Origin of the sequence: Staphylococcus sp. McC-251-APC-3A2 (genome assembly GCF_009695665.1) — a bacterium.
GTDB classification, from domain to species: Bacteria; Bacillota; Bacilli; order Staphylococcales; family Staphylococcaceae; genus Staphylococcus; species Staphylococcus cohnii.
This window is the reverse complement of the sequence record NZ_VUNO01000001.1, coordinates 192,814-215,661: the sequence shown is the minus strand read 5'-3', so window position 1 is coordinate 215,661 and position 22,848 is coordinate 192,814. Positions and strand designations below refer to the sequence as shown.

The window sequence follows — 22,848 nt, the reverse complement described above, 5'->3', positions numbered from 1 at the left end:
ACCTTTTTATTCTGAAAAATATGCACGTAAACCATCGACAACTGCTTGTTCAACAATGTGGCGATGTAATTGATTCGTTATCATATCTTCATCAGTTGGATTACTAATATAACCTAACTCTAATAAAACAGCGGGGACATTCGTCTGTCTCAATACTTGGAAGTTTTCTTGTCGAGCGCCTTTATTTGTCAGTAACGCTTTTTTTTGTATGTAAAGATTTAATGTTTCTGCAAGTGCTTTTTGATTATCTTGAAGCCAATAAACTGTAGTTCCATTAGCTTTAGAAGATTTTAGCGAATCATTATGTATGCTGATAAAAGCATCACCTTTAATATTACGATCGTCCAAACTAACATAACTATCTGAACTTCTCGTCATATTTACAGTCGCGCCTTCTTTTTCAAGAAGACTTTTCAATTCTTTCGCTGTTTTCAGTGTATAAACTTTTTCAGTGCTCTTCTTCTTTGTATTACTTGAAGCTCCCTGGTCACTTCCCCCGTGACCAGGATCAAGTACAATTGTTTTATCTTTAAGTGGTTTATCGTTAGCATTAGCATCTGCTTGAATATCTAGATTTGTATGCCAACCAGCCACCCAACCTTTATCTTTATGATTACTTGATTCAACTTCAATCCATTTGCCGGATTTACCAATTTTATTATAACTTTGACCTTGATTAGCCGGTTTAATAGTAGGATATACAGCATTAGGACCTGTTCTCAAATCAGTATCTTCCGTTATATATATCGTACTCGCATCTTCATCATTGTGATTTAGAAAAGCGATGAGCATAAAAATAAATATGACAAATGCTAACGTAACAATAAGCGTAGGGAAATTTTTTAAATTATGTTTATCTAGCCAAGTATTGATTGTTTTCATACGATTTTGCCATCCTGACTTTCATAAATAATTGTCACTGGGCCATCGTTAGCAATATTAACAAGCATATCTGTGCCAAATTCTCCTGTTAATACATTTATGTTATAAGTGCGTAATGCCTCATTAAATTTTTCATAAAGTTCATTTGCTTTTTCAGGCGGCATTGAATTGGTAAAACCAGGTCTATTACCTTTTCTTACATCTGCATATAGTGTGAATTGTGAGATAGAAAGAATCTCTCCTCGTACTTGCTGTAAATTCAAATTAAGTTTGCCATTCTCATCTTCAAACAATCGGGCATTCACAATTTTTCTTACTAATGTATCAATGTCCGCTTCTGTAGATGATTTACCTACGCCAACAAGCAAACAAAAGCCTTTATTTATTTTATTATCTATTGAACCATTAGAAACGGATGCTTCTTTCACTCTTTGAACAATAATCCTCATGTGTATTTCACCTCTAATTCCAAACTCTTGTTACTGTGTAAACATCTCCGAGTTGTTTAATCTTATCAACAACTTGATAGACTTCATTTACATTTTTCACCATAACACCAATATTAATGATTGCATTTTTATCAATATCTGAACGACCAGAAACTTTAACTAAGTTACTTTTAGTGGAATTAACGGCTTGTAAAACTTCATTTAATAATCCATTTCGGTCATAAGCGGTAACTTCTAAGTCAACTTGATAACGTTGTGTCGCATCTTTAGAGCGTACCCATTCAACACTAATTAATCTGTCTTTTTCATTTTTGATATTAGGACAATCCGTGCGATGCACCTTAATACCATGCCCTTTAGTGATATATCCAACAATATCATCACCAGGGATTGGATTACAACATTTTGATAATTTAATGAGTACATTTTCAATTCCCTCAACGTATACGCCACTATCTGTTGTGATGTCATCCTTAATTGGCACAGATTTTTGTACTTCTTGCACTGAATTCAATGCTTTTTGTTTGTCTTGAATGCGTTGCTTTTCTGTTAACTTATTAACAATTTGTAAAGCTGTTACACCACCAAACCCTACTGCGGCAAATAAATCTTCTTCATTCGAAAAATTATATTTATCTTTTACGACTTCAATATTATCATCCGTTAAAACTGCATCTACACGGTACCCTTGGTCTTTTATTTCTGCCTCGACCATAAACTTACCTTTTTCAATATTGGAAGACCGATCTTGTTTTTTAAAGAAACTACGTATCTTACTTTTAGCACTAGAAGATTTAACAATTTTTAACCAATCACGACTTGGACCATAAGAGTGCTTACTTGTTCTGATTTCAACGATATCACCAGTTTTGAGCACGTAATCTATCGGCTCAATTTTTCCATTAACCTTAGCACCAATCATCTTATTTCCTACTTCGCTATGTACAGCATATGCAAAATCGATTGGTACAGCACCATAAGGTAATTCTATTACATCACTTTCTGGCGTAAAAGCATAGACTTTATCACTTTGTAAATCAAATTTTAATGTTTCCATAAATTCTTCTGCATCGGTGGTAGTGCTATCCGTTTCAGCGAGTTCTTTAATCCAATTTAATTTTTTATTGAAATTTTGTGTTTTTTCAGTAACCTTTTTGCCTTCTTTATATGCCCAATGCGCTGCAACCCCGTGTTCTGCAATTTCATGCATTTCATAAGTTCTTATCTGAATCTCTAAAGGATCACCATTCGGTCCAACGACCGTTGTATGTAAAGATTGATACATGTTTTGCTTTGGCATAGCAATATAATCTTTAAATCTACCTGGCATGGGTTTCCATAGTGTATGCACAAGACCTAGTACTGCATAGCAATCATTTATTGAATTAACGATAATTCTTATAGCTAATAAATCAAATATTTGGTCGAATTGTTTCTTTTGTTTAACCATTTTTCTATAAATGCTATATATATGTTTAGGCCTACCATTAATATCACCAATTATATTCATTTTTTCCATTTCTGAATCAATGCGGTTAATAGCATTTTGTATATATTCTTCTCGCTCACTTCGCTTTTTCTTCATAAGATTAACAATTCTGAAATATTGCACACTATCAATATATCTAAGTGCTGTATCTTCTAATTCCCATTTAATCGTATTAATCCCTAATCTATGTGCCAATGGTGCATAGATTTCTAAAGTTTCTTTTGATATTCTTATTTGTTTTTCTCTTGGCATTGCTTTCAGTGTTCTCATATTATGTAATCGATCCGCTAATTTAACTAGAATAACACGCACATCTTTTGCGATAGCAATAAATAACTTGCGGTGGTTTTCTGCTTGTTGTTCTTCTTTAGAACGATATTTTACTTTTTTAAGCTTAGTCACACCTTCTACGATTATGGCAATTTCTTCATTAAACATGCCTTTTACATCATCAAACGTATAAGGTGTGTCCTCAATCACGTCATGTAAAAAACCTGCAACAATGGTGGGGCCATCTAAATGCATTTCAGTTAAAATCCCAGCGACTTGTATGGGATGCATAATATATGGCAAGCCATTTTTACGAAATTGACCTTCGTGTGCCTCATAAGCTAGATGGTAACTCTTCAATACATATTCATAATCTTCTTTTGACAAATATGATTTTGCTTTGGATAATACTTCGTCCACACTGTATGGATATTCATTGTTCACTTAAGACACCCCTATACTAAATATTAATCACGATTAGATACCCAGTATTATTTTATATCGATTGTAACGTATTTTTACGCTATTAGGTCAAATTATGTATAATAGTTATATAATACTACATGTTATTAAATAAATAAATGCGTACATAAGACAATTGGCAAAATGTAGCTGAATTTTAATTTTTTAATACAAATAAAAGATAATTTAAGTTAACGAATCATTAAAACTATTTATAAATATAAAAAGCCAAATGAAATCATTTTAAATGTTTTCATTTGGCTATAAAATTTCTTTTATTATAAATGTGATTATTCATCGTATGAAATTAAACTCATTACGTCATAATCTTTAATTTTTTCAATACCTTTTAAATATTTTAATTCTATAATAAATGCAATACCTACAACAATACCACCTAATTGTTCAACTAACTTAATAGCCGCTTCAATCGTACCGCCAGTAGCTAATAAATCATCTGTAATTAACACACGTTGCCCTGGTTTAATTGCATCTTTGTGCATGGTTAATACGTTTGTACCATACTCCAAATTATACTCATAACGAATGACTTCTCTAGGAAGTTTGCCTTCTTTTCTCACTGGTGCAAAGCCAATACCCATTGAATATGCAACAGGACAACCAATGATGAATCCTCTAGCTTCCGGTCCTACAACTACATCAACGTCTCGTAGTTTTGCATATTTAACTATTTGATCCGTGGCATAACCATAAGCTTCGCCATTGTCCATTATCGTTGTAATATCTTTGAAGTTAACACCCGGTTGTGGCCAGTCTGATACTTCAGATACATATTGTTTTAAATCCATACAAACTTCCTCCTATTATTCTACCAATTCATCCTTTATCCATTGCTTCAAACGATTAAAATCCTCATAAAGCAATAACTTTTCAACTTCAATTCTGTCGATACGACTTTGATAATATTTACTTGAAGCAATATCACGTTTTGTTGAAACATTATTTAATTTAATTATACCATTTTCAACTTGAATAAACTCTAAATCCAAGAAAACTTTCAAGATAAATTTAAGTATATGTGGTTGAATGTTTAAAAATTTACTTAGTTGTACACCTTCTTTAGCTAAATTTGTTTCTTTTTTAGCTGCAAGTGCTTTAAAACATTGTTTAAATGTTTCTATTTTTGGCATACCTTCAAAGTATATCGATCTATCATGATTTAACACGAGATAAATTTGGGATATATCAACTGTTTTTAATGTTGTTTTTAAATCATTAATGGATGTCGGCAAATCTCTAAAGACGTATTTATCATACTTATTAATAATTTCATCACCATAATAGTGATAATTTTCACCTAACTTTTCACTTCTTTGATGAATCAAGTAAGCAACATTCTCAGCATCTGCATTTAATTCATTTACTTTGTTTTTGCTTCTATAATCTAAAATCTGTAAATTATGACTTGCTAAATCTTCAATCATAAATTGAGGAGATTGAAATCCATTCCATTCATTAATTTGTAATGTTCCAATTACATTGATAGGTTGTTGCACACCCAATTCTTTTACTAAGTGACCGCTTTGCCAAAAGATTGCTTGTAATTGACTTTCGCCAATAACGAGTTTTAAGTGTTTTTTTTCTTGACCAATACCTTTTACCTGTTGAACAAGGACGTCTTGTAATTCGAAGCATGGACTAGTGAAATCTGTACCAAATGGTCGCAATCTTTGAATATCTTTAATATTTTGTATAGTAATATCACTTTCTGAAATAGTTACATCAACTTTTTTACGTGGTTCAAGTGAAGTTGTTTCTGCTAATTGTGCCATCCATGCATTTAAACTACTCTGTAATTGTTGAACATTTTCTATAGGCATTGTGACCCCAGCTGCCATATGGTGTCCACCAAATTTCGTTATTAACTGTGAATAATCGCTTAAAATTTCAAACATCGATACTTGATCAATGCTTCGAGCTGAACCTTTTGCGTGGTTTTGGGCTTTATCAATATTTAAAATTAATGTTGGAAGACTGTAAGTTTCAACAATTCTTGACGCTACAATACCAAGTACGCCTTCATGCCAATCTGTTTGAGCTAACAGTAAGAATTTTGAACCTTGCTGTACTTGTTCTTCTGCCATTACAAGCGCTTCTTCAGTAATTTGAGACACGATATCTTTTCGCTCTTGATTAAAAAATTCAACTTGTTCAGCTAAAAACATAGCTTCATCTTCTGTTTCAGTCATTAATAACTCTGCAGCAAGTGCAGCATCCTCTAAACGCCCTACAGCATTTAACCTTGGTCCTATAATAAATCCGACAGTTTCTTCATTTATTTCGTCATTATAACCAGCTTGGTTTAAAATAGCTTTTATTGATGGCGGACAATATTTATTTAATGACGCTAAACCATTTTGAACCAGCGTTCTATTCTCATCCGTTAAGGATACTAAATCAGCAATTGTTCCAATAGCAACCAAACCTAGAAAATGAACTGGTGGTTCATCCAATAAACATTGAGCTAACTTATAAGCAACACCTGCACCACACAGATATTTAAACGGATATTCAAACTCAGGATGCATTGGATGGACAATCGCATATGCATTAGGCATTGTTTCACCAATTTCATGGTGGTCTGTGACAATAACATCAACACCTAGGTCTTGAACCATTTGTATTTCATCATGCCCTTGAATACCATTATCCACTGTTATAATTAATGATATCCCTTCATCATAAGCATTTTTAAAAGCCAATTCATTTGGCCCGTAACCTTCAGAAAAGCGGTTCGGTATATACCAGCCTACATGAGCACCAAGTTCTTTCAATGTAGAAACCAGTATAGTCGTTGAAGTGACACCATCCGCATCATAGTCTCCATATACTAAAATCTTTTGGTTTTGATCTATCGCTACATTGATACGCTCAATAGCCTTATCCATATCACTCATCTTCCAAGGGTCATGTGTAATTTGAACCCCTTCTAAAAGATTTCGAATATCAGTTTCATCAGTTATACCTTTACTTTCCAAAACTTTTTTTACAATAGGAGTTAGCTTTAAATCTGTTGCAATATTTTCTGCTATTTCAACTTCAGGTAATTTAACGTCCCAATTATATTTTGATTTAATCATACTATTCTCCCTCATTTCCACAAGCAATTATACAAAAGAATTTGAAAAATAAAAAGTGGTAACCTTTATTTCAACCATACTTAAAACTTCAAACGATTTTGTAACGTGCGGACGCCCAGGGAAATGATATGAGTGAGCATCTACAGACTCGAACCATATACCAGGCAAGTACGCACGATCAAAATCGCAAGTTATCCATATAAAAAAGACCAATTCTTTATCACTTATTATTTCAAGCTAATTCATGTTATTAAGGTTATAAAATAAGAACTTCATCAATTTATTAGGGTTAATGAGTTGTTTTAAATGAACCTTTTATTTTGTATCTTGTGAAATATTTCAAACGATTTTGTAACGTGCGGACGCCCAGGGAAATGATATGAGTGAGAGACTACAGGCTCGAGCCATATCCCCCAGGCAAGCATGCACGATCAAAATCGCAAGATTTAAAAAAATGACTAATCCATCATTTATACTCATGTTCATTTGGATTATTTGGTGAATTTAAAAATTCAACTTTCTATTAATTGTATATAATAAATTATGTTTTTATTGTTATAAAATAGTTACTTCTTTAAATAATACAGAGATGTTTCTATGATGACATATCACTTATAGCGATTTGGAAACGTGCGGACGCCCAGGGAAATGATATGAGTGAGAGACTACAGGCTCGAGCCATATCCCCAGGCAAGCATGCACGGTCAAAATCGCAAATATTAACAATAAAAAAGGCTAATCCATGATCCCATGGATTAGCCTTTCATTTAGAGTGTGCGCTTTTGCTCCACCCTATTTTATATTAGTACATGTTTTGATATTAATTATACTAATATTTTTTCATCATTTGATTTTTTCTCTTTATATACAATAAGTTTATTGTCGTCTGATTTTTTAAGCTGACGTTTTTTCATAATTCCCCATAAAGGAACAGCTATAAATACTGATGAGAACACACCAGATATTAAACCAATTAACAACGCTAATGAGAAATTGAAAATACTTGGTGCACCGAATGCTAATAGTGCAACTACGACAATAATCACTGTCAGCACTGTATTGATAGAACGCGTCATTGTCTGACGAATTGATCTATTAACAATATCATCGATTTGTTCAGGTTTCGTAATCACTTTAACTTTATGCAAGTTCTCACGTACCCTGTCAAACGTTACAATCGTATCATTAATTGAGTAACCAATAATAGTTAGCACAGCTGCAATAAATGTAATGTCAACTTCCAATCTAAACAGACTGAATACAGCCACAATCATAAAGGCATCATGTAACAGTGCTAACACTGAGGACAGTCCCATACGCCATTCGAATCTGAATGTGATATAAATAATGATACCGATAGCTGCATACAATAGCGCCATCATTGCATTTTTAGCTAATTCTTGACCTATAACTGGTGAAACCGTATTAACAGTTGGATCATTACCGAATGATTTATCAATCGTGTTCTTAATTTTTGACACTTCATCTTTAGATAAGTCATTTTTGAATTGTACTGTTGCATTTTTGCCATTTTCACCTAAAGAAACTTGGGTAGGTTTAAAATCTTGATCCTCAAGTGTTTTTGTCACTTTCGCTTCAGATATTTTATCTTTCGATTCAAAATCAACTCTTGTACCACTTGTAAAATCAATACCTAAGTTAAGTTTGAAAATAAACATTATAACCGCACCAACGATTAAAATTAGTACGCTTAGTGACAATAATGGTTTGGCTAGCTTCATGAAATCCCAACGCTCATACGGTGTTTTTAAATCATGAACTTCTTTACCTTCATTTATATCTGCAATATGATGCTTGTTGACACCAAATAACCAAGATGATTTTTTGAAGAAATTTGAAGAAACAAGTAGTGAAAGTAACCATCTTGATAAAAATACTGCTGTTACAAAAATCATTAAAATGCCAAGTAGCAACATTGTAGCGAAACCTTTTACAGAACTTTCACCAAAGAAGAACAATACAGCAGCAGCAATCACTGTTGTAAGCTGCGCATCGACTATGGTTAAGAATGAACTTTTATTCGCTTTTTTATAGGCTTGTTTGAGCGTTCGTCCAATTTTCAGTTCATCTTTAATCCGTTCATACATGATAATATTCGCATCGACTGCCATACCGACACCCAGTACTAAAGCTGCAAGGCCTGGCAATGTTAATACACCAGAAATGAAATTAAATGCAACTAATGTCAAATAAATATAAACAGTAAGTGCAATAACAGCTACTAGCCCTGGTAAACGATAGAAACCTAACATAAATAAATAAATTACCGCTATACCAATTGCTGCAGCAAATATTGTTTTATCTAAAGCATCTTGTCCAAATTGCGCACCTACAGAATTAGAGTAAATTTCATTAAGGTCTACAGGTAATGAACCAGAATTTAATAAGTCTGCAATTTGTTTTGCTTCTTCAATACCTTTTTCACCTTTAAATCCACCAGAAATTTCTACACTATCTGAATTGATAGGTTTGTCAACTGAAGCAGCAGACACATATTTTGGATCTTTTTTGTTCATTTCTTTATGGTAAGTATCACCTTTTTCGTGATCTAACCATACAACCATGACATTTTCATCTTTTTTAGAAATTTCTTCAGTTACTTTTTTAAATTTATCACTATCTTTTAATTTAAAAGTAACTGCGGGTTGATTCGTATTCTGTTTAAATTCTTGTTTCGCTGAACCTTGTTGAATATCTTTACCCGTTAATTTGATATTGTCATCAGCATCACGAATCGTTAAATTAGCTTGTGAAGATAAAATTTCTCTAGCTTGAGATTGATTTTTGATACCCGCTAATTGTACACGGATTCTATTTTTATCTTCCACTTGAATCTTAGGTTCAGAAACCCCTAAAACGTTTACACGGTTTTCAAGTGTTTTTGCTGTGGCTTTTACAGCTTTATCATCAATCTTATCACCTTTTTGTAAAGGGTCAACTTGGTATAAGACTTCAAAGCCACCTTGTAAGTCTAATCCGAGGCTGACATTTTTTACTACATTTTTATATGTAAGTCCTATCCCGCCTAACAATAGAACTACAAGCAATATAAATGCAACAATTCTACTACTTTTCTTCACTTGAACACCTCATTGTAAGCTTATGTTATAAATTCATAATTCAATCGCCTTCGTTCTCATATACTAAACGATTAAATTTTCTAAATAACCTTACATATTTTAACACATTACATGTAGTGTAAAAACAAACTTAACTTATTTGTAACTTCTTTTTAAATGTAAGTGTTACCAAATGTAATGATTACTTAAGCTATTTAAAAATTTGATTTTGTCTATCTTTCATTATAACACCAACTATGTCTTTAAAGTCCAATATCTTTAGGTTTTGTTAAACAAAAAACGAACTGATAGTATATATCAGTTCGTAATCATAAGATCATTTATGAAGGATCAACTTGTTTAATAGCTGGTTTTTCTAAAGTGATTTCTGTACCATTGCCATTTAAAGTTAATACAACTGTAGTTTCGTCAACGCTACGTACAGTACCTTTAATTCCACCTATAGTAGTAACATGTTGACCTGATGAAATTTGGCTAATCATTTCACGATGCTCTTTAGCCTTTTTTTGTTGTGGTCTAATTAAGAAGAACCACATTAATACTAATAATAATATCGGTAATATCAATGAAGTAAATTGCATATAGTTATTTCTCCCTTTTAAAAGTTTTTTGGGTTTTCTACATTTAGTCCATACTGTTCAAAGAATTCTTCTTTAAAATCAAGTAAACGATCATCGCGAATAGCTTGTCTGATGTTTTCCATTAATTTCAGCAAGAAATGTAAATTATGATAAGTAGTAAGACGGATACCAAAAGTTTCTTCTGCTTTTATTAAATGTCTTATGTATGCTCTACTATAATTTTTACAAGTATAGCAGTCACAATTATCATCAAGTGGACCTAAATCTTCAGCATATTTAGCATTTTTTATAGTAACACGGCCATGTGAAGTCATACATGTACCATTACGTGCAATACGTGTAGGTAATACACAATCAAACATATCCATACCTCTAATGCTACATTCTATTAATGCGTCTGGTGAACCCACACCCATTAAATAACGTGGTTTATCTTTAGGCATAAATTGTTGTGTATGCGAAACCATATCATACATTACTGGCTTGGGTTCCCCAACAGATAAACCTCCGATAGCATAACCGGGAAAATCCAACGCTACTAATTCTTCAGCGCTTTGTTGACGTAAATCTTTATATTCTCCGCCTTGGATGATACCAAATAAAGCTTGATCCTCAGGTCTTTGATGCGCTTGTAAACATCTAGCTGCCCATCTACTTGTTCTTTCGATTGATTCTTTTACATATTGATATTCAGCTGGCATAGGTGGACATTCATCAAATGCCATCATAATATCTGAGCCAAGATCATTTTGAATCTGCATTGATTTTTCAGGACTCAAGAATAATTTAGAACCATTAGTATGATGACGGAATTCAACACCTTCTTCAGTAATTTTTCTTAAATTACTTAAACTAAATACTTGAAAACCACCTGAATCTGTCAGTATTGGACCATTCCAGTTCATGAACTGATGTAATCCCCCACTCTTTTTGATAATATCATTTCCTGGTTGCAACCACAAATGATATGTATTTCCTAATATTATTTTTGCTTCCATCTGATGCAATTCTTCAGGACTCATCGTTTTAACTGTGGCTTTAGTACCAACAGGCATAAACATTGGTGTTTCAAACGATCCATGTGGTGTATGCACGATTCCTAATCTTGCTCCAGATTGTTTACATGTTTTTATATGTTCATATGTTACAGCTGGCATACAAAAACTCCTTTCGTTTCATTCCTAAAAAATTAACATTGCATCGCCGAAACTAAAAAATCTATATTCAGATTTGACAGCCTGTTGATAAGCGTTCAAAATATAATCTCTTGAACTAAATGCCGAAACTAACATAACTAGTGTTGACTTCGGCAAGTGAAAGTTTGTTATTAAACCATCTATTGCTTTAAAATCAAAACCAGGATAGATAAAAATATCGGTCCATCCACTCTCTGCTACAAAATTGTTACGTGTTTGCATAATGGTTTCTAATGTTCTAGTAGAAGTTGTCCCTACTGAAAAGATACGGTGCCCATTTGTTTTTGTAGCATTTAGCAAATCTGCTGTTTCTTGATTCATTTGATAATATTCACTGTGCATTTCATGGTCATCTATATTTTCAACACTCACAGGTCTAAATGTACCTAACCCGACATGTAAAGTAATAAATGCAATATTAACACCTTTAGCTTTTAATTGTTCAAGTAGTTCATCAGTAAAATGAAGTCCTGCTGTAGGAGCTGCAGCTGATCCTGATGCTTTTGCATAAACAGTTTGATAACGATCTGGATCATCTAAGCGTTCTTTAATATACGGAGGCAGTGGCATTTCACCCAATTCATCCAAACGTTCTTGTAGTATACCTTCATAATTTAAACGCATGATTCTTCCGCCCTGATCTAAAGTTTCAAGACATTCAGCAACTATTTTGCCTTCACCAAAAGATAATTTGTCGCCTACTTTAATTCTTTTTGCTGGCTTCAATAAGACTTCCCAATCATTATCTTCAAGTTGTGTTAGCATCAACATTTCTACTTTTGCACCTGTCTCTTCTTTTAAACCAAATAAACGTGCAGGCATCACTCTGGTGTCGTTAAGTACTAATGTATCTCCTGATTCAATATAATCAATAATATTTTTAAAGTGTTTATGTGCGATATTTCCAGTTTTTCTACCAAGCACAAGCAATCTACTCTCATCTCTATTTTTCAGAGGCGTTTGAGCGATTAATGATTCTGGCAAATGATAATCAAATGCTTCAATATCCAAAACTATTCCTTCTTTCCATTCTTACTAAAATGTTCAAAAGCATACGCTGTCGCTTTACGCCCTCTTGGTGTACGTTCAATAAAACCTTTTTGTATTAAAAATGGCTCATAAACATCTTCAATTGTGACACGTTCTTCACCAATTGAAACAGCGATTGTATCTAAACCTACAGGGCCACCCTTATATTGTTCTAAGATACAGTTCATCATCTTATGATCGATATAATCTAACCCTTCATCATCCACTTGTAATAATGCTAGAGATTGCTTTGTAGTTTCAATACTTATCGATTCATCTTCTTTAACTTGTTGAAAATCTCTAACTCGTTTTAACAGCCTATTTGCCACTCTCGGCGTACCTCTGCTTCTTTTCGCAAGTTCAATGGCACTTTCATCATCTATAGTTGTACCTAAAACTTCTGCGGTACGGATTATAATTTCTTTCAATTCATGTTCTTTATAATATTCTAATCTCAGATGAACACCAAATCTATCACGTAAAGGCGCGGTTAAACTCCCGGCTCTGGTTGTAGCACCTATTAATGTAAAAGGAGGCAAGTCAATACGTATACTTCGCGCTTCTTCTCCCTTACCTATCACAATATCAAGAAAGAAATCTTCCATTGCTGGATATAAAACTTCTTCTACAACACTACTCAATCTGTGAATTTCATCGATAAATAATACATCACCAGGTTGTAAACTAGACAAAATAGCAGCCAAGTCACCCGGTCGTTCAATAGACGGTCCAGAAATGGTTCTAATATTGACTTCCATTTCATTAGCAATGATGTTGGATAAAGTCGTTTTACCTAATCCAGGGGGGCCAAATAAAAGTACATGATCTAACGGTTCTTTCCTAATTTTAGCTGCTTTTATAAAAACTTCTAAATTTGATTTAATCGTTGATTGTCCTATATATTGGCGTAATCTTTCAGGTCTTAAAGATAATTCAAATGATGATTCATCTTCATGCATAGACTGATCTACCATTCTATCATCCATTTATATTTCCCCCTTCATAAAATTTCAGCAAACTTAAGATATAAGCAACTGTAAACCACGCTTCACTGCATCATCTATTGATTCAAAAGATTCCTTATCTAAAGTTTTTTCAACTTTATTCAACTCTCTCTTAGAATAACCCAGTGCTTCTAAAGCTAGTAACGCTTCTTTTACAATTGCAGTATTTTGCGGATTATTTTGGTCCACATTAAACAATTGACTGCTATCTTCCTCTGTTACTTGTACTTTACCTTTGAGGTCTAAAACAATTTGACGCGCTGTTTTTTTACCTATGCCAGGAAATTTTGTTAAATAAGCATCATTTTCATTTTCAATTGCAATTTTTACTTCGTTTGGTGAACTACTAGCTAAAATTGCTAAAGCTGATTTTGGACCGATGCCTGTCACTTTAATTAAGCTTAAAAACATATCTTTTTCCTCTTGATTTATAAAACCATAAAGCAGCTGTGCATCTTCTCTTACAATCAACGAAGTATGAATCAAAATCTCTTGGTCTTTATATTTTTGAAATCGATATGAGTTTGGAGTTTGAATCTCATAACCTACGCCTGAAGCCTCCAAAACTACATGCGTGGGATTTAAAACGGTTAAAGTTCCTTTAATATATGCGTACACAGTCACACTTCCTTATATCGTCATACTAATGAGTTCCACATTAGAAATATGTTCAATCTTTTTTAATGCATTTATGACTTCATCTATTTCTAAATCTGTGCCTTTGCCATCTAATGATAATGTAATGGTAGCTCTACCGTCCATCGGTATACTTTGATGAATCGTCAACACTGACAAATCTAATTTAGAAAGTGTATTTAAAACCTCAGCTAACATACCTATGATGTCATTCACATACAAAATCAATGTAAACTCTCTTGTTTCTTCTAATTTTTCGTCAACTGGAAATATCGTATCACGATATTTGTAAAATGCACTTCGGGATAAATCGAATTGTTTCACTGCTTCAAATATGGACAATGATGGGTCGTTTTTCAAAACTTCTTTGATTTGTAAAGTTTTAACCACTGATTCAGGTAACACATCTTCACGAATTAAATAAAACTTTTTATTTTCATTTTTGCCCATATCAAGCACTCCTATTCAACAAATTCAAATTCTCCACCAAGTATTCTTACAATATCTCCATTTTTACAACCACGTTCACGTAATGCATCATCAATACCCATTGAACGCATTTGACGCGCAAAACGTCTAACTGCTGGATCACTATTAAAGTCAGTCATTTTGAACATTCTTTCTATAGCTTTACCACTCACTACGTAAGCAGCATCATCGTCTCTAGTAATCGTAAATGCATCCTGACTAGGCGTATGTTTATAGACTACTCTATTAACACCTAAATCTTCTTCTTCCTTATTAAAATCTACATCTTTGACCTCTTCTAATGTATCAGCAATAGCATATAATAATTCATCAATATTATCATGCATTACTGTAGACAAGGGAATAATGCGTACACTTTTATCATTTAATTGTTCTTTAAAAATGGTTAAATTATCTTCTGCATCAGGGATATCCATTTTATTAGCAACCACAATTTGTGGTCGGTCTTCTAATCTATGTTCATAAGCTTTTAATTCTTCATTAATAACTTGATAATCTTCGTAAGGATCACGACCTTCTGAACCACTCATATCAATCATATGCACGATTACTTTGGTTCTCTCAACGTGTCTTAAAAATTGGTGACCCAGTCCGACACCTTCAGAAGCACCTTGTATAAGTCCAGGTAAATCTGCCATCACAAAACTACGATGATCTTTGGTAGAAACAACGCCTAGATTAGGTTTAATTGTTGTGAAGTGATAAGCTCCAATCTTTGGTTTTGCTTTAGAAACTGTTGATAATAATGTAGATTTTCCAACACTAGGGAAACCGACTAAACCAACATCTGCAAGTAGTTTCAGTTCCAAAGTAACCTCAATTTCTTCACCTGGTTCACCGTTTTCACTAAAATCTGGTGCAGGGTTTCGTGGAGAAGCAAAGCGGGAATTCCCACGTCCTCCACGACCACCTCTTGCAACTGTAGCACGCTGTCCATTCTCTACTAAATCAGCTAGAACTTCTTCAGTTTCTACACTTTTAATAATTGTACCTGGTGGTACTTTTAATACTAAATGCTCAGCATTTTTACCGTGCATATTACTGCTTTGACCACCTTCACCTCTTTTAGCCTTAAAATGTGTTTGGTATCTGAAATCTAATAACGTTCTTAGACCTTCATCTACTTCGAACACAATTGAAGCTCCGTTACCACCATCACCACCTGCTGGACCGCCAAATGGTACATATTTCTCTCTTCTATATGCAGTTATGCCATTACCGCCATCACCAGCTTTGAGTGATATTTTAACTTGATCAACAAACATAATTTCACCTCTTTTTTATAAAACTTAATTTACATATCTTGTATATTATAGCATTTTCTATATAACTAGAAAATAAAGACAAAAAATAAACACCAGAAGTCATCACTTCTGGTGTTAACATGAACAAAAATTACTCAGCAGCTGCGTATACAGATACTTGTTTTTTGTCTCGACCTTTACGTTCAAATTTTACAACGCCGTCGATTTTAGCGAATAATGTATCGTCGCCACCACGACCAACATTTTCACCAGGATAAATTTTAGTACCACGTTGACGGAATAAAATAGAACCGCTAGTAACGAATTGACCATCCGCACGTTTAGCACCTAAACGTTTTGATTCAGAGTCACGTCCGTTTTTTGTAGAACTTACCCCTTTTTTAGATGCGAAGAACTGTAAGTTTAATTTTAACATTTGGTTGCACCTCACTTATAATTTAATCTAATATTTTCTTTGTATTCTTCTTCAATGGTCTGCAAAGAGACTAACATTGCTTGAAGAATTAATTGCGCTTTTTCGTTATTCGTATCGACACTTCTAACATGGAAGTATCCACCGTCATCACTATAGTCAATGTCGGGTTTCTCAGATGTTAATCCCATTATAGCATTAACACTTCCGAAAATAACTGCAGATGCTCCTGCACATACAATATCGTAACCGTAGTCACCATGATCGGCATGACCATCCATGATAACGTCTGTTACTTGACCCGAATCATTTAATGTAACATCTACATTAATCATAATTACGCGTTGATTTTGTCGATTGTTAATTTAGTGTATGGTTGACGGTGACCTTTTTTACGTTTAGAGTCTTTACGACGTCTATAAGTGAAAACAGTAATTTTTTTACCGCGACCTTGTTTGTTTACAGTAGCAGTAACTGTTGCACCTTCAACTGTTGGTGCACCAACTTTAACTGAATCTCCACCTACAAATAGTACTTTATCAAAAGTGAAAGAATCACCTTCATTTACGTCTAATTTTTCAACGAAAATTTCTTGTCCTTCTTCAACTTTTACTTGTTTTCCACCTGTTTCAATAATAGCAAACATACTTTGCACCTCCTATAATTTAAGTCACGCCAAACTCAGGTGACATCTTTGTACTTAAACCTGAATCCGAGCGGTTGTATGTAGCTAGAAACTACTCAACTACTGCATTTTAGCATTATGATCTTTCACTGTCAATCTTCAATTGGATTTTTTTGAGAAATTTAGTTATTAGCGGATACAAAACAATTAATAAAATTAAATTTAGAATTAATGTCGGTATCATTCTAAAAATCACAAACTCAAACAGATTAAATTGAACTAATCCTAAAACACTATATATAACTGCTACATAAATTTCTAACACGAGTGTACCTAACAATACGATAGTAAATAACATCGAATGATCTCGATAAAATACTTTGAAGAAAAAATCCATGATAACGACTAATAAAATATAGCCAAATAAATATAATCCGTAAAAGCTACCATAATATAAATCGGTAATTAATCCTAATACTGTAGATAAAATCAGAGCTACACCAAAACCTCTATAGACACTAATGATTAAGATGTACATAATTGTTAAATGAGGTACAAAAATGATCTCTTTACCAGAAATTTGCATAGGTATGACAAGTGCAATTGCGGTATCAATATAAAAAAGGATGATACCTATTAGAAAGTAGTATAAAGCTCGCATTAATTATCACCACTTTCAGTATCAGGTACTGTATTAGGGTCTCTTTTAGCAACATAAACATGACTTAAATCAGCTAAATCAGTACCAGTTTTCACTCTTACTTCTTTAGCTAAACCATACTCATCATTTTCAACCTTTGCTACTTCACCTATGTATAACCCAGTTGGAAGCTGATCAGCTAATCCACTTGTAACTACCTTATCTCCTTTTTTAACACTGTCTTTATTGTTAATATCAGATATTACTAGCTCTTCCTTTTTTGCATCATAATGGTCTATGAGGCCAAACACGTTTTTATCATCATGTTGGATATTGACAGATAAGCGATTTGCCCTTGTGTTTGTTGATATTAAATCTACTTGTGAAGAAAACTGATTCACTTTAGAGATTCGACCAACTAAACCATCAGAAGTCATTACTGCCATATTATTTTTGATTCCATCTTTTGACCCTTGATTAATGACTAATGTATTCATCCACTGATCAGGGTTTCTAGAAAGAACTGTGCTTGAAATTGGATCGAATTTAGATATATCTTCAATATCTAATTCTTTTTTGTACTTTTTATTCTCTGACTTTAACCTTTGATTTTCCGCCTCTAACTGTTTCAATTCACTTGATTGTTTTTTTGAATCACCACTGGTAAAAATACTATTGATAGATCCAGTAATAAAATGGACTGGATAACTCACAGCCTTTTGGCCAAAAGCTACTGTATCCCCAACATACTGTTCAACATGTGATTGGGATTGGGATCGCAATGACACACCAATCAAGGCGATAAAAACAATGATTGCACATAATATAACAATCAATTTGTTGTTTCTAAAAAACTTTGACAACCTAAACACCTCTATTAACCAACTATTTTATCTTCTTCCTATCATTTTATATTACTACTTAAACGAAATAAAGCACGAACATAAAGAATATGAAACAAAATTCATTTGAGAATTTTAATATGAAGATAAGTTTACTATATTTTATATTAAAACATTGTGATAACTTGTATTATAGCAATAAATTTAGAGAATAGTGTATTATTTAGTATTAATTTAAACGCTCCATTTAATTTTTGAAATAGTCATTGAAAATTCCTTTTTAGGACAACAGTTTACTCATTTTGATAAATATCCAATCTCATAAAAAAAGGACGAGTTAAAATCAATCATATCCATATTGATTTAAAACTCGTCCCGGTTATTTATCATATTAATTTTTTAAACTAAAAAATTACCTAGAAGCTACATAAACTACAGCTTACATACACATTTAATTAACTTACTGTACTCGTATTAAACGAATACTATTTCTGCTCTTCATCTGATGATGTTTTAGAGTCATTAGACTTACTAGATTCTTTTTCATCTTCTTTATAAAGCGTTTCTTCTTTACGCCAACGCGCAAATAAATTTTGTGCTTTTGCTTGTTCGTCTGCTTTTTTTTCATTAGATTTTTCACTCATTATAAACACCAACCTTTTCATATTACTTATATAAGGCTAACTTATTTATTAAAAGAATTCAAACCCATTACTCATAATTTGAAGCTGGCTTCAATTCTATATGTTCGCCCAATTGATTAAGGTCTTGATTCATCTCTATTTCAGTTTTATAAACTCTCATAGATTCAGAACCAAATTTATAAATAATAAATTCATCTCCACGTTGACCAGCTAAATAAGTGTCATTATATCCCATTCTTTCGATACCAGTTACTGACATAAACTCCCGTTTATCAATCCAATTAAACATATTTTTTGTTTGACTAAGTGGAACATTATTCAAAATATCGTTATCTTCTACTGAATATCTTTGTCCACCTGTAAGATGACCTTTATTTGCGCTATTATTTAAGGATGATTCATCATTATGAATTGGGTTCCAATCTTGGTCTTTCAAAAAGGGCGCATATTTGAGTGCGAAAAATACAATTACTATAATTGCAATAATAGCTATAATATTCTTTATAATACTAAAAATGAAACGCATGAACCATCCTCCTATTTTATTCATCAAAATTATAGTATGTTTAATAAAGTTTATCATCAGACTATAGGTGTATTTATATCTTAACTATAGACCGATGTATGTTTCATGCATTAATATTAAACTATATTAAAAGGAGTGAATGACGATGAGTATTTTATCTATAATCCTGCTTGCACTCTTAGTTATCTTATTATTTAGAGTAGGTTTATCTATTTTGAGATTTTTAATCTATGTTGGCATAATTGTATTATGTATTTATCTAGGATACCAAGGTATTCTTTGGTTAATGGAAAATTATAATCAATTTTTTAATTTTATAAATTAAAATTTTAGCGCTTATAGACATTGACGTCCATTAAGCGCTTTTTAATAATTCAAATGATTATTTTTTCGCAAGTACTTGATAACAATAATAACAACCACACAATAACAGCGCCCAAATAACCCCAAGGACAATCGCGCCAAAAACCACATTAAAAAGCGAATGATTATAATCCTTTAAAAAACTTAGTACTGTTGAGGAAATAGTAACACCTATCGTTGAAATCAATAAAGTATTGTAAATATGTTTCATTCTCATATTAGTTTTCATTTTAATCATTTGCATTAAATAAATCACAGGTAATAACAGCGCTACTAAAAGCATACTTTCCATCCTTTAACCTCCTAATTTGATGCCTCAAATATAATATGCTCGTTAAGTATACGATGACAATTTAACCAAACATCGTTAGTAATATTATATTTAAATCACTGTTATTTAATCAAAGTAACCCGCTTCTACCATGCTTAAATATTCATGGTCGCCTATAATGACATGATCTAATAAATCAATACCTAATAGTTGACCGCAATCTCTAAGTCTTGCAGTGGTTTTAATATCTTCATTTGAAGGTGTTGTATCACCGGAAGGGTGATTATGTAAAACGATAATCGCATTACTCGCACATTTAATCGCTTCACTAAATATTTCTCTTGGATGAACAATTGAAGAATTTAGCGTACCTACAAATATTGTTTTCTTTTTTATAATGATATTTTTAGAATTTAAGAACAGCACAATAAATTTTTCTTGCGTCAAATGTTCCATCTTACCCATCATAAAATCTGCCACATCTTTAGGGCTAGTAATTTGAATTTTATCATCAACACTTCCGGAATGTATACGTTCACCCAATTCAAAAGCTGCTTTCAATATAAGTGCTTTATACAGTCCCACACCTTTTACTTTGTTTAAATCATTAATAGATAACGTTTTTAATTCTTTTAAACTATCTACTGATTTTAATAATTCATTAGCTATATCTAAACTTGAACTGCCTTTTCTTCCTGTATTAATGAGAATAGCTAATAATTCAGCATGTGATAAATACCTGGCACCATGACACAACATACGTTCTCTTGGTTTTTGATGATCTGCAAGTTCATTTATTCTCAATAAACAACAACTCCTATGAATAATCTAGATGTATTTCTATATTAAAATTAATAATTTTGTAATGTCATTGGAATAACAAATTTTAAAGAAGCATTCAAAAGCGAGGTGTATTTATTCTACTACGAATGATGTGTCATGTTGACTATTTTCTCATTAATTTAATAATTGCTTATTTTTAGCCAAAAAGTTTTAACTCAGAATAAAAATTTGCTTGTTTTATAAATTATATCAAGATGTTTCTTTACTTTTTTGTGCACTGTCCCACTGTGCAAATAAAAATAAAAGACCTATAATCCCTAAAATTACAGTTCCCCATATATTCAATGGTAATACATCTTTAACATATAAATAAGTGTAACCACAAATAAAGTTGGTAAAATGGCGCCCAATAGCTTATTCCCTGTTTTAGATATAAAATATTGCACCGCTAACAATACAGGATAAATAATTGCTGGTGATAATGTCATAAAAAATTTCAAATAAAATCCCTTCCTTTTTTATTATATTTTATGAATATAACAAACCATAACAAATTATAAATAGTTTTATCATTAAAAATTATGGTTATCAATATTGTGATTATCATGCTTATATTTTTTAATAGCGTCTATAAAAATACAGATACCCAAGCCGAAAATAATTAAAGGAAGTATGATGTACTCGAGTTATATTAGAGTTCGTCAAAATTCAAAAATGAAATAAACTATATTTTATTACAAGGCTAAAAAAGCATAGTAAATTTCAAAATGTAAATTTTTACAAATTAAAATAGCTATGCTTTTAATTGAACTATTCTTCTTTTTTTACTTCTTCTACTGTTTTTTCAACTTCTTCTCGTGTCATTTTTTCACGCCCATTTTTCATTGCTTTTAACGTTTTATGTGCGAAAGCTAATGGTAAACGACAGAACAATAAAATCGTCCTTTTATTGATTGCTTTCATATATTCATCCGCTTTTGCTAAATTTTCTTCAGCATATGCAAATAAATCCTCACGCGTCCAGTCGTCAGGAACGAAACTCACATCACGTTCCTCAAGATCTTCTTCTTCATTTCGCAGAATGTTTACAGCCTGAAGTCCTCTTCCATAACCTATTGCTAAATCTCTATCTGTTTTAACATTTGCACAGACATCCCATAGTTTAGATAGCATTACACCTACAAGTCCTGCTACATAATATGTATAATCATCTAAATCTTCACGAGATTTAATTCTCCAGTTAGCTTTTGCCCATTTTGCCATACCATATGCCATTTCACTAGAAGATTCTCTAACGATTGCCCGAGTATGTTCAGGGCAAGCTGCCAACCAATCTCCTAATCTCATTGAAACTTCAGGTAATTTATCTTTTACTGGATCTATTATTTTTAAATATTTTTCAGAATCAAAAGGCGTATTTAATAATTCGCTAATTTGCATTAACAAACTATGCTTTAAATCATTGTTAATTTCCTCATGATCTTCAATTTCATCAATTGCACGCATAACTAAATATGCACAAGCTACAGAATGTTTTAGTTCTTTTTCTAAAAAAGTAATTGGAATATAAAACGTACGGCTTGTCTCTTTTAAAACGCGCATTGCATCTTTTGGGAATTTCTTTTCTGCCATTTTATGAGTTCCCCTCCCTTTCTTGATATTATCATATTTTTACATTTTAAAATAGCAAATGCTATACTGATAGCATTTTTACACTTTAATTACTAAAATAAATTAAAAAGCGAGAATAAAATCGACAGTTGTTAATCGATCCCATTGCCCGCTTTT

25 protein-coding genes and 1 other annotated feature are annotated in these 22,848 nt (G+C 32.5%); of the genes, 1 reads left to right on the top strand and 24 read right to left on the bottom strand.

Annotation, left to right across the window (positions count from 1 at the left end; all coding sequences use genetic code 11):
* Positions 1 to 6: 6 nt before the first annotated feature.
* From FYJ81_RS01125 to FYJ81_RS01035, 20 genes are all read right to left on the bottom strand, one after another.
* Positions 7 to 882, bottom strand: coding sequence for an N-acetylmuramoyl-L-alanine amidase (locus tag FYJ81_RS01125; protein WP_107385038.1), 876 nt, complete (start codon positions 880 to 882; stop codon positions 7 to 9).
* A complete protein-coding gene (gene dtd / locus FYJ81_RS01120) occupies positions 879 to 1,331 on the bottom strand; it encodes a D-aminoacyl-tRNA deacylase (RefSeq protein ID WP_107385039.1) in 453 nt (150 codons plus the stop codon). The genes FYJ81_RS01125 and dtd overlap by 4 nt, the downstream gene beginning before the upstream one ends.
* A 13-nt stretch (positions 1,332 to 1,344) precedes the next feature.
* Entirely contained in the window at positions 1,345 to 3,534 is a 2,190-nt protein-coding gene (locus tag FYJ81_RS01115; RefSeq protein ID WP_181187618.1) for a RelA/SpoT family protein, read from the bottom strand.
* A 308-nt stretch (positions 3,535 to 3,842) separates the two neighbouring features.
* Complete coding sequence (locus FYJ81_RS01110; protein ID WP_107384787.1) at positions 3,843 to 4,361, bottom strand: adenine phosphoribosyltransferase; 519 nt, start codon at positions 4,359 to 4,361, stop codon at positions 3,843 to 3,845.
* A gap of 15 nt (positions 4,362 to 4,376) precedes the next feature.
* Positions 4,377 to 6,653: a single-stranded-DNA-specific exonuclease RecJ gene (gene recJ / locus FYJ81_RS01105; RefSeq protein WP_107384786.1), complete on the bottom strand. Its 2,277-nt coding sequence runs from the start codon at positions 6,651 to 6,653 to the stop codon at positions 4,377 to 4,379.
* Between the two features lie 824 nt (positions 6,654 to 7,477).
* Positions 7,478 to 9,754 carry a protein translocase subunit SecDF gene (secDF, locus tag FYJ81_RS01100; protein ID WP_192942882.1) on the bottom strand — a complete coding sequence of 759 codons (2,277 nt, stop codon included), beginning with the start codon at positions 9,752 to 9,754 and terminating at the stop codon, positions 7,478 to 7,480.
* Positions 9,755 to 10,074: 320 nt separating this feature from the next.
* Complete coding sequence (gene yajC, locus FYJ81_RS01095) at positions 10,075 to 10,335, bottom strand: preprotein translocase subunit YajC (protein WP_019468514.1); 261 nt, start codon at positions 10,333 to 10,335, stop codon at positions 10,075 to 10,077.
* Between the two features lie 17 nt (positions 10,336 to 10,352).
* Entirely contained in the window at positions 10,353 to 11,492 is a 1,140-nt protein-coding gene (gene tgt, locus FYJ81_RS01090; RefSeq protein WP_107384784.1) for a tRNA guanosine(34) transglycosylase Tgt, read from the bottom strand.
* 24 nt (positions 11,493 to 11,516) lie between these two features.
* On the bottom strand, positions 11,517 to 12,542 hold the full coding sequence (gene queA / locus FYJ81_RS01085; protein ID WP_107384783.1) for a tRNA preQ1(34) S-adenosylmethionine ribosyltransferase-isomerase QueA: 1,026 nt from the start codon (positions 12,540 to 12,542) through the stop codon (positions 11,517 to 11,519).
* A gap of 2 nt (positions 12,543 to 12,544) precedes the next feature.
* On the bottom strand, positions 12,545 to 13,546 hold the full coding sequence (gene ruvB / locus FYJ81_RS01080) for a Holliday junction branch migration DNA helicase RuvB (RefSeq protein ID WP_107384782.1): 1,002 nt from the start codon (positions 13,544 to 13,546) through the stop codon (positions 12,545 to 12,547).
* A 33-nt stretch (positions 13,547 to 13,579) separates the two neighbouring features.
* Positions 13,580 to 14,182, bottom strand: coding sequence for a Holliday junction branch migration protein RuvA (gene ruvA, locus FYJ81_RS01075; RefSeq protein ID WP_107384781.1), 603 nt, complete (start codon positions 14,180 to 14,182; stop codon positions 13,580 to 13,582).
* A gap of 12 nt (positions 14,183 to 14,194) precedes the next feature.
* Entirely contained in the window at positions 14,195 to 14,650 is a 456-nt protein-coding gene (locus FYJ81_RS01070; protein WP_107384780.1) for an ACT domain-containing protein, read from the bottom strand.
* Between the two features lie 11 nt (positions 14,651 to 14,661).
* Positions 14,662 to 15,954, bottom strand: coding sequence for a GTPase ObgE (obgE, locus tag FYJ81_RS01065; protein WP_154409226.1), 1,293 nt, complete (start codon positions 15,952 to 15,954; stop codon positions 14,662 to 14,664).
* Between the two features lie 130 nt (positions 15,955 to 16,084).
* Positions 16,085 to 16,369, bottom strand: a complete 285-nt coding sequence (gene rpmA / locus FYJ81_RS01060) for a 50S ribosomal protein L27 (protein WP_154409225.1) — start codon at positions 16,367 to 16,369, stop codon at positions 16,085 to 16,087.
* Positions 16,370 to 16,380: 11 nt separating this feature from the next.
* Complete coding sequence (locus FYJ81_RS01055) at positions 16,381 to 16,701, bottom strand: ribosomal-processing cysteine protease Prp (protein ID WP_107384778.1); 321 nt, start codon at positions 16,699 to 16,701, stop codon at positions 16,381 to 16,383.
* A gap of 2 nt (positions 16,702 to 16,703) precedes the next feature.
* A complete protein-coding gene (rplU, locus tag FYJ81_RS01050; RefSeq protein ID WP_019468505.1) occupies positions 16,704 to 17,012 on the bottom strand; it encodes a 50S ribosomal protein L21 in 309 nt (102 codons plus the stop codon).
* Between the two features lie 12 nt (positions 17,013 to 17,024).
* Positions 17,025 to 17,098, bottom strand: a sequence feature (ribosomal protein L21 leader region).
* 29 nt (positions 17,099 to 17,127) lie between these two features.
* Complete coding sequence (gene mreD / locus FYJ81_RS01045) at positions 17,128 to 17,652, bottom strand: rod shape-determining protein MreD (protein WP_107384777.1); 525 nt, start codon at positions 17,650 to 17,652, stop codon at positions 17,128 to 17,130.
* Entirely contained in the window at positions 17,652 to 18,494 is an 843-nt protein-coding gene (gene mreC, locus FYJ81_RS01040) for a rod shape-determining protein MreC (protein ID WP_107384776.1), read from the bottom strand. Before mreC ends, mreD begins: the two co-directional genes overlap by 1 nt.
* Positions 18,495 to 18,958: 464 nt before the next feature.
* On the bottom strand, positions 18,959 to 19,117 hold the full coding sequence (locus FYJ81_RS12975) for a hypothetical protein (RefSeq protein ID WP_019468502.1): 159 nt from the start codon (positions 19,115 to 19,117) through the stop codon (positions 18,959 to 18,961).
* A 67-nt stretch (positions 19,118 to 19,184) separates the two neighbouring features.
* Positions 19,185 to 19,643: a DUF4930 family protein gene (locus FYJ81_RS01035; protein WP_107384775.1), complete on the bottom strand. Its 459-nt coding sequence runs from the start codon at positions 19,641 to 19,643 to the stop codon at positions 19,185 to 19,187.
* A 145-nt stretch (positions 19,644 to 19,788) separates the two neighbouring features.
* Here FYJ81_RS01035 and FYJ81_RS01030 point away from each other — a divergent pair, with 145 nt between their 5' ends.
* Complete coding sequence (locus tag FYJ81_RS01030) at positions 19,789 to 19,968, top strand: hypothetical protein (RefSeq protein ID WP_107384774.1); 180 nt, start codon at positions 19,789 to 19,791, stop codon at positions 19,966 to 19,968.
* Positions 19,969 to 20,025: 57 nt separating this feature from the next.
* Here FYJ81_RS01030 and FYJ81_RS01025 read toward each other — a convergent pair whose 3' ends face one another.
* The 4 genes from FYJ81_RS01025 to FYJ81_RS01010 form a co-directional block, all read right to left on the bottom strand.
* Positions 20,026 to 20,298 (bottom strand): hypothetical protein, encoded by a 273-nt coding sequence (locus FYJ81_RS01025; protein WP_107384773.1) that lies wholly within the window; start codon positions 20,296 to 20,298, stop codon positions 20,026 to 20,028.
* 105 nt (positions 20,299 to 20,403) lie between these two features.
* Positions 20,404 to 21,081, bottom strand: a complete 678-nt coding sequence (gene radC, locus FYJ81_RS01020; RefSeq protein ID WP_107384772.1) for a RadC family protein — start codon at positions 21,079 to 21,081, stop codon at positions 20,404 to 20,406.
* Between the two features lie 320 nt (positions 21,082 to 21,401).
* On the bottom strand, positions 21,402 to 21,560 hold the full coding sequence (locus FYJ81_RS13065) for a hypothetical protein (RefSeq protein ID WP_226956194.1): 159 nt from the start codon (positions 21,558 to 21,560) through the stop codon (positions 21,402 to 21,404).
* Between the two features lie 310 nt (positions 21,561 to 21,870).
* On the bottom strand, positions 21,871 to 22,692 hold the full coding sequence (locus FYJ81_RS01010; protein WP_107385340.1) for a squalene/phytoene synthase family protein: 822 nt from the start codon (positions 22,690 to 22,692) through the stop codon (positions 21,871 to 21,873).
* Between the last annotated feature and the right edge of the window lie 156 nt (positions 22,693 to 22,848).

What these genes read in the sequence shown, in the direction of transcription:
- FYJ81_RS01125 (WP_107385038.1), bottom strand. Translation starts at nt 882, where the DNA reads ATGAAAACAATCAATACTTGGCTAGATAAACATAATTTAAAAAATTTC.
- dtd (WP_107385039.1), bottom strand. Translation starts at nt 1,331, where the DNA reads ATGAGGATTATTGTTCAAAGAGTGAAAGAAGCATCCGTTTCTAATGGT.
- FYJ81_RS01110 (WP_107384787.1), bottom strand. Translation starts at nt 4,361, where the DNA reads ATGGATTTAAAACAATATGTATCTGAAGTATCAGACTGGCCACAACCG.
- recJ (WP_107384786.1), bottom strand. Translation starts at nt 6,653, where the DNA reads ATGATTAAATCAAAATATAATTGGGACGTTAAATTACCTGAAGTTGAA.
- yajC (WP_019468514.1), bottom strand. Translation starts at nt 10,335, where the DNA reads ATGCAATTTACTTCATTGATATTACCGATATTATTATTAGTATTAATG.
- tgt (WP_107384784.1), bottom strand. Translation starts at nt 11,492, where the DNA reads ATGCCAGCTGTAACATATGAACATATAAAAACATGTAAACAATCTGGA.
- ruvB (WP_107384782.1), bottom strand. Translation starts at nt 13,546, where the DNA reads ATGGATGATAGAATGGTAGATCAGTCTATGCATGAAGATGAATCATCA.
- FYJ81_RS01070 (WP_107384780.1), bottom strand. Translation starts at nt 14,650, where the DNA reads ATGGGCAAAAATGAAAATAAAAAGTTTTATTTAATTCGTGAAGATGTG.
- obgE (WP_154409226.1), bottom strand. Translation starts at nt 15,954, where the DNA reads ATGTTTGTTGATCAAGTTAAAATATCACTCAAAGCTGGTGATGGCGGT.
- rpmA (WP_154409225.1), bottom strand. Translation starts at nt 16,369, where the DNA reads ATGTTAAAATTAAACTTACAGTTCTTCGCATCTAAAAAAGGGGTAAGT.
- FYJ81_RS01055 (WP_107384778.1), bottom strand. Translation starts at nt 16,701, where the DNA reads ATGATTAATGTAGATGTTACATTAAATGATTCGGGTCAAGTAACAGAC.
- rplU (WP_019468505.1), bottom strand. Translation starts at nt 17,012, where the DNA reads ATGTTTGCTATTATTGAAACAGGTGGAAAACAAGTAAAAGTTGAAGAA.
- mreD (WP_107384777.1), bottom strand. Translation starts at nt 17,652, where the DNA reads ATGCGAGCTTTATACTACTTTCTAATAGGTATCATCCTTTTTTATATT.
- FYJ81_RS12975 (WP_019468502.1), bottom strand. Translation starts at nt 19,117, where the DNA reads ATGAGTGAAAAATCTAATGAAAAAAAAGCAGACGAACAAGCAAAAGCA.
- FYJ81_RS01035 (WP_107384775.1), bottom strand. Translation starts at nt 19,643, where the DNA reads ATGCGTTTCATTTTTAGTATTATAAAGAATATTATAGCTATTATTGCA.
- FYJ81_RS01030 (WP_107384774.1), top strand. Translation starts at nt 19,789, where the DNA reads ATGAGTATTTTATCTATAATCCTGCTTGCACTCTTAGTTATCTTATTA.
- FYJ81_RS01025 (WP_107384773.1), bottom strand. Translation starts at nt 20,298, where the DNA reads ATGGAAAGTATGCTTTTAGTAGCGCTGTTATTACCTGTGATTTATTTA.
- FYJ81_RS01010 (WP_107385340.1), bottom strand. Translation starts at nt 22,692, where the DNA reads ATGGCAGAAAAGAAATTCCCAAAAGATGCAATGCGCGTTTTAAAAGAG.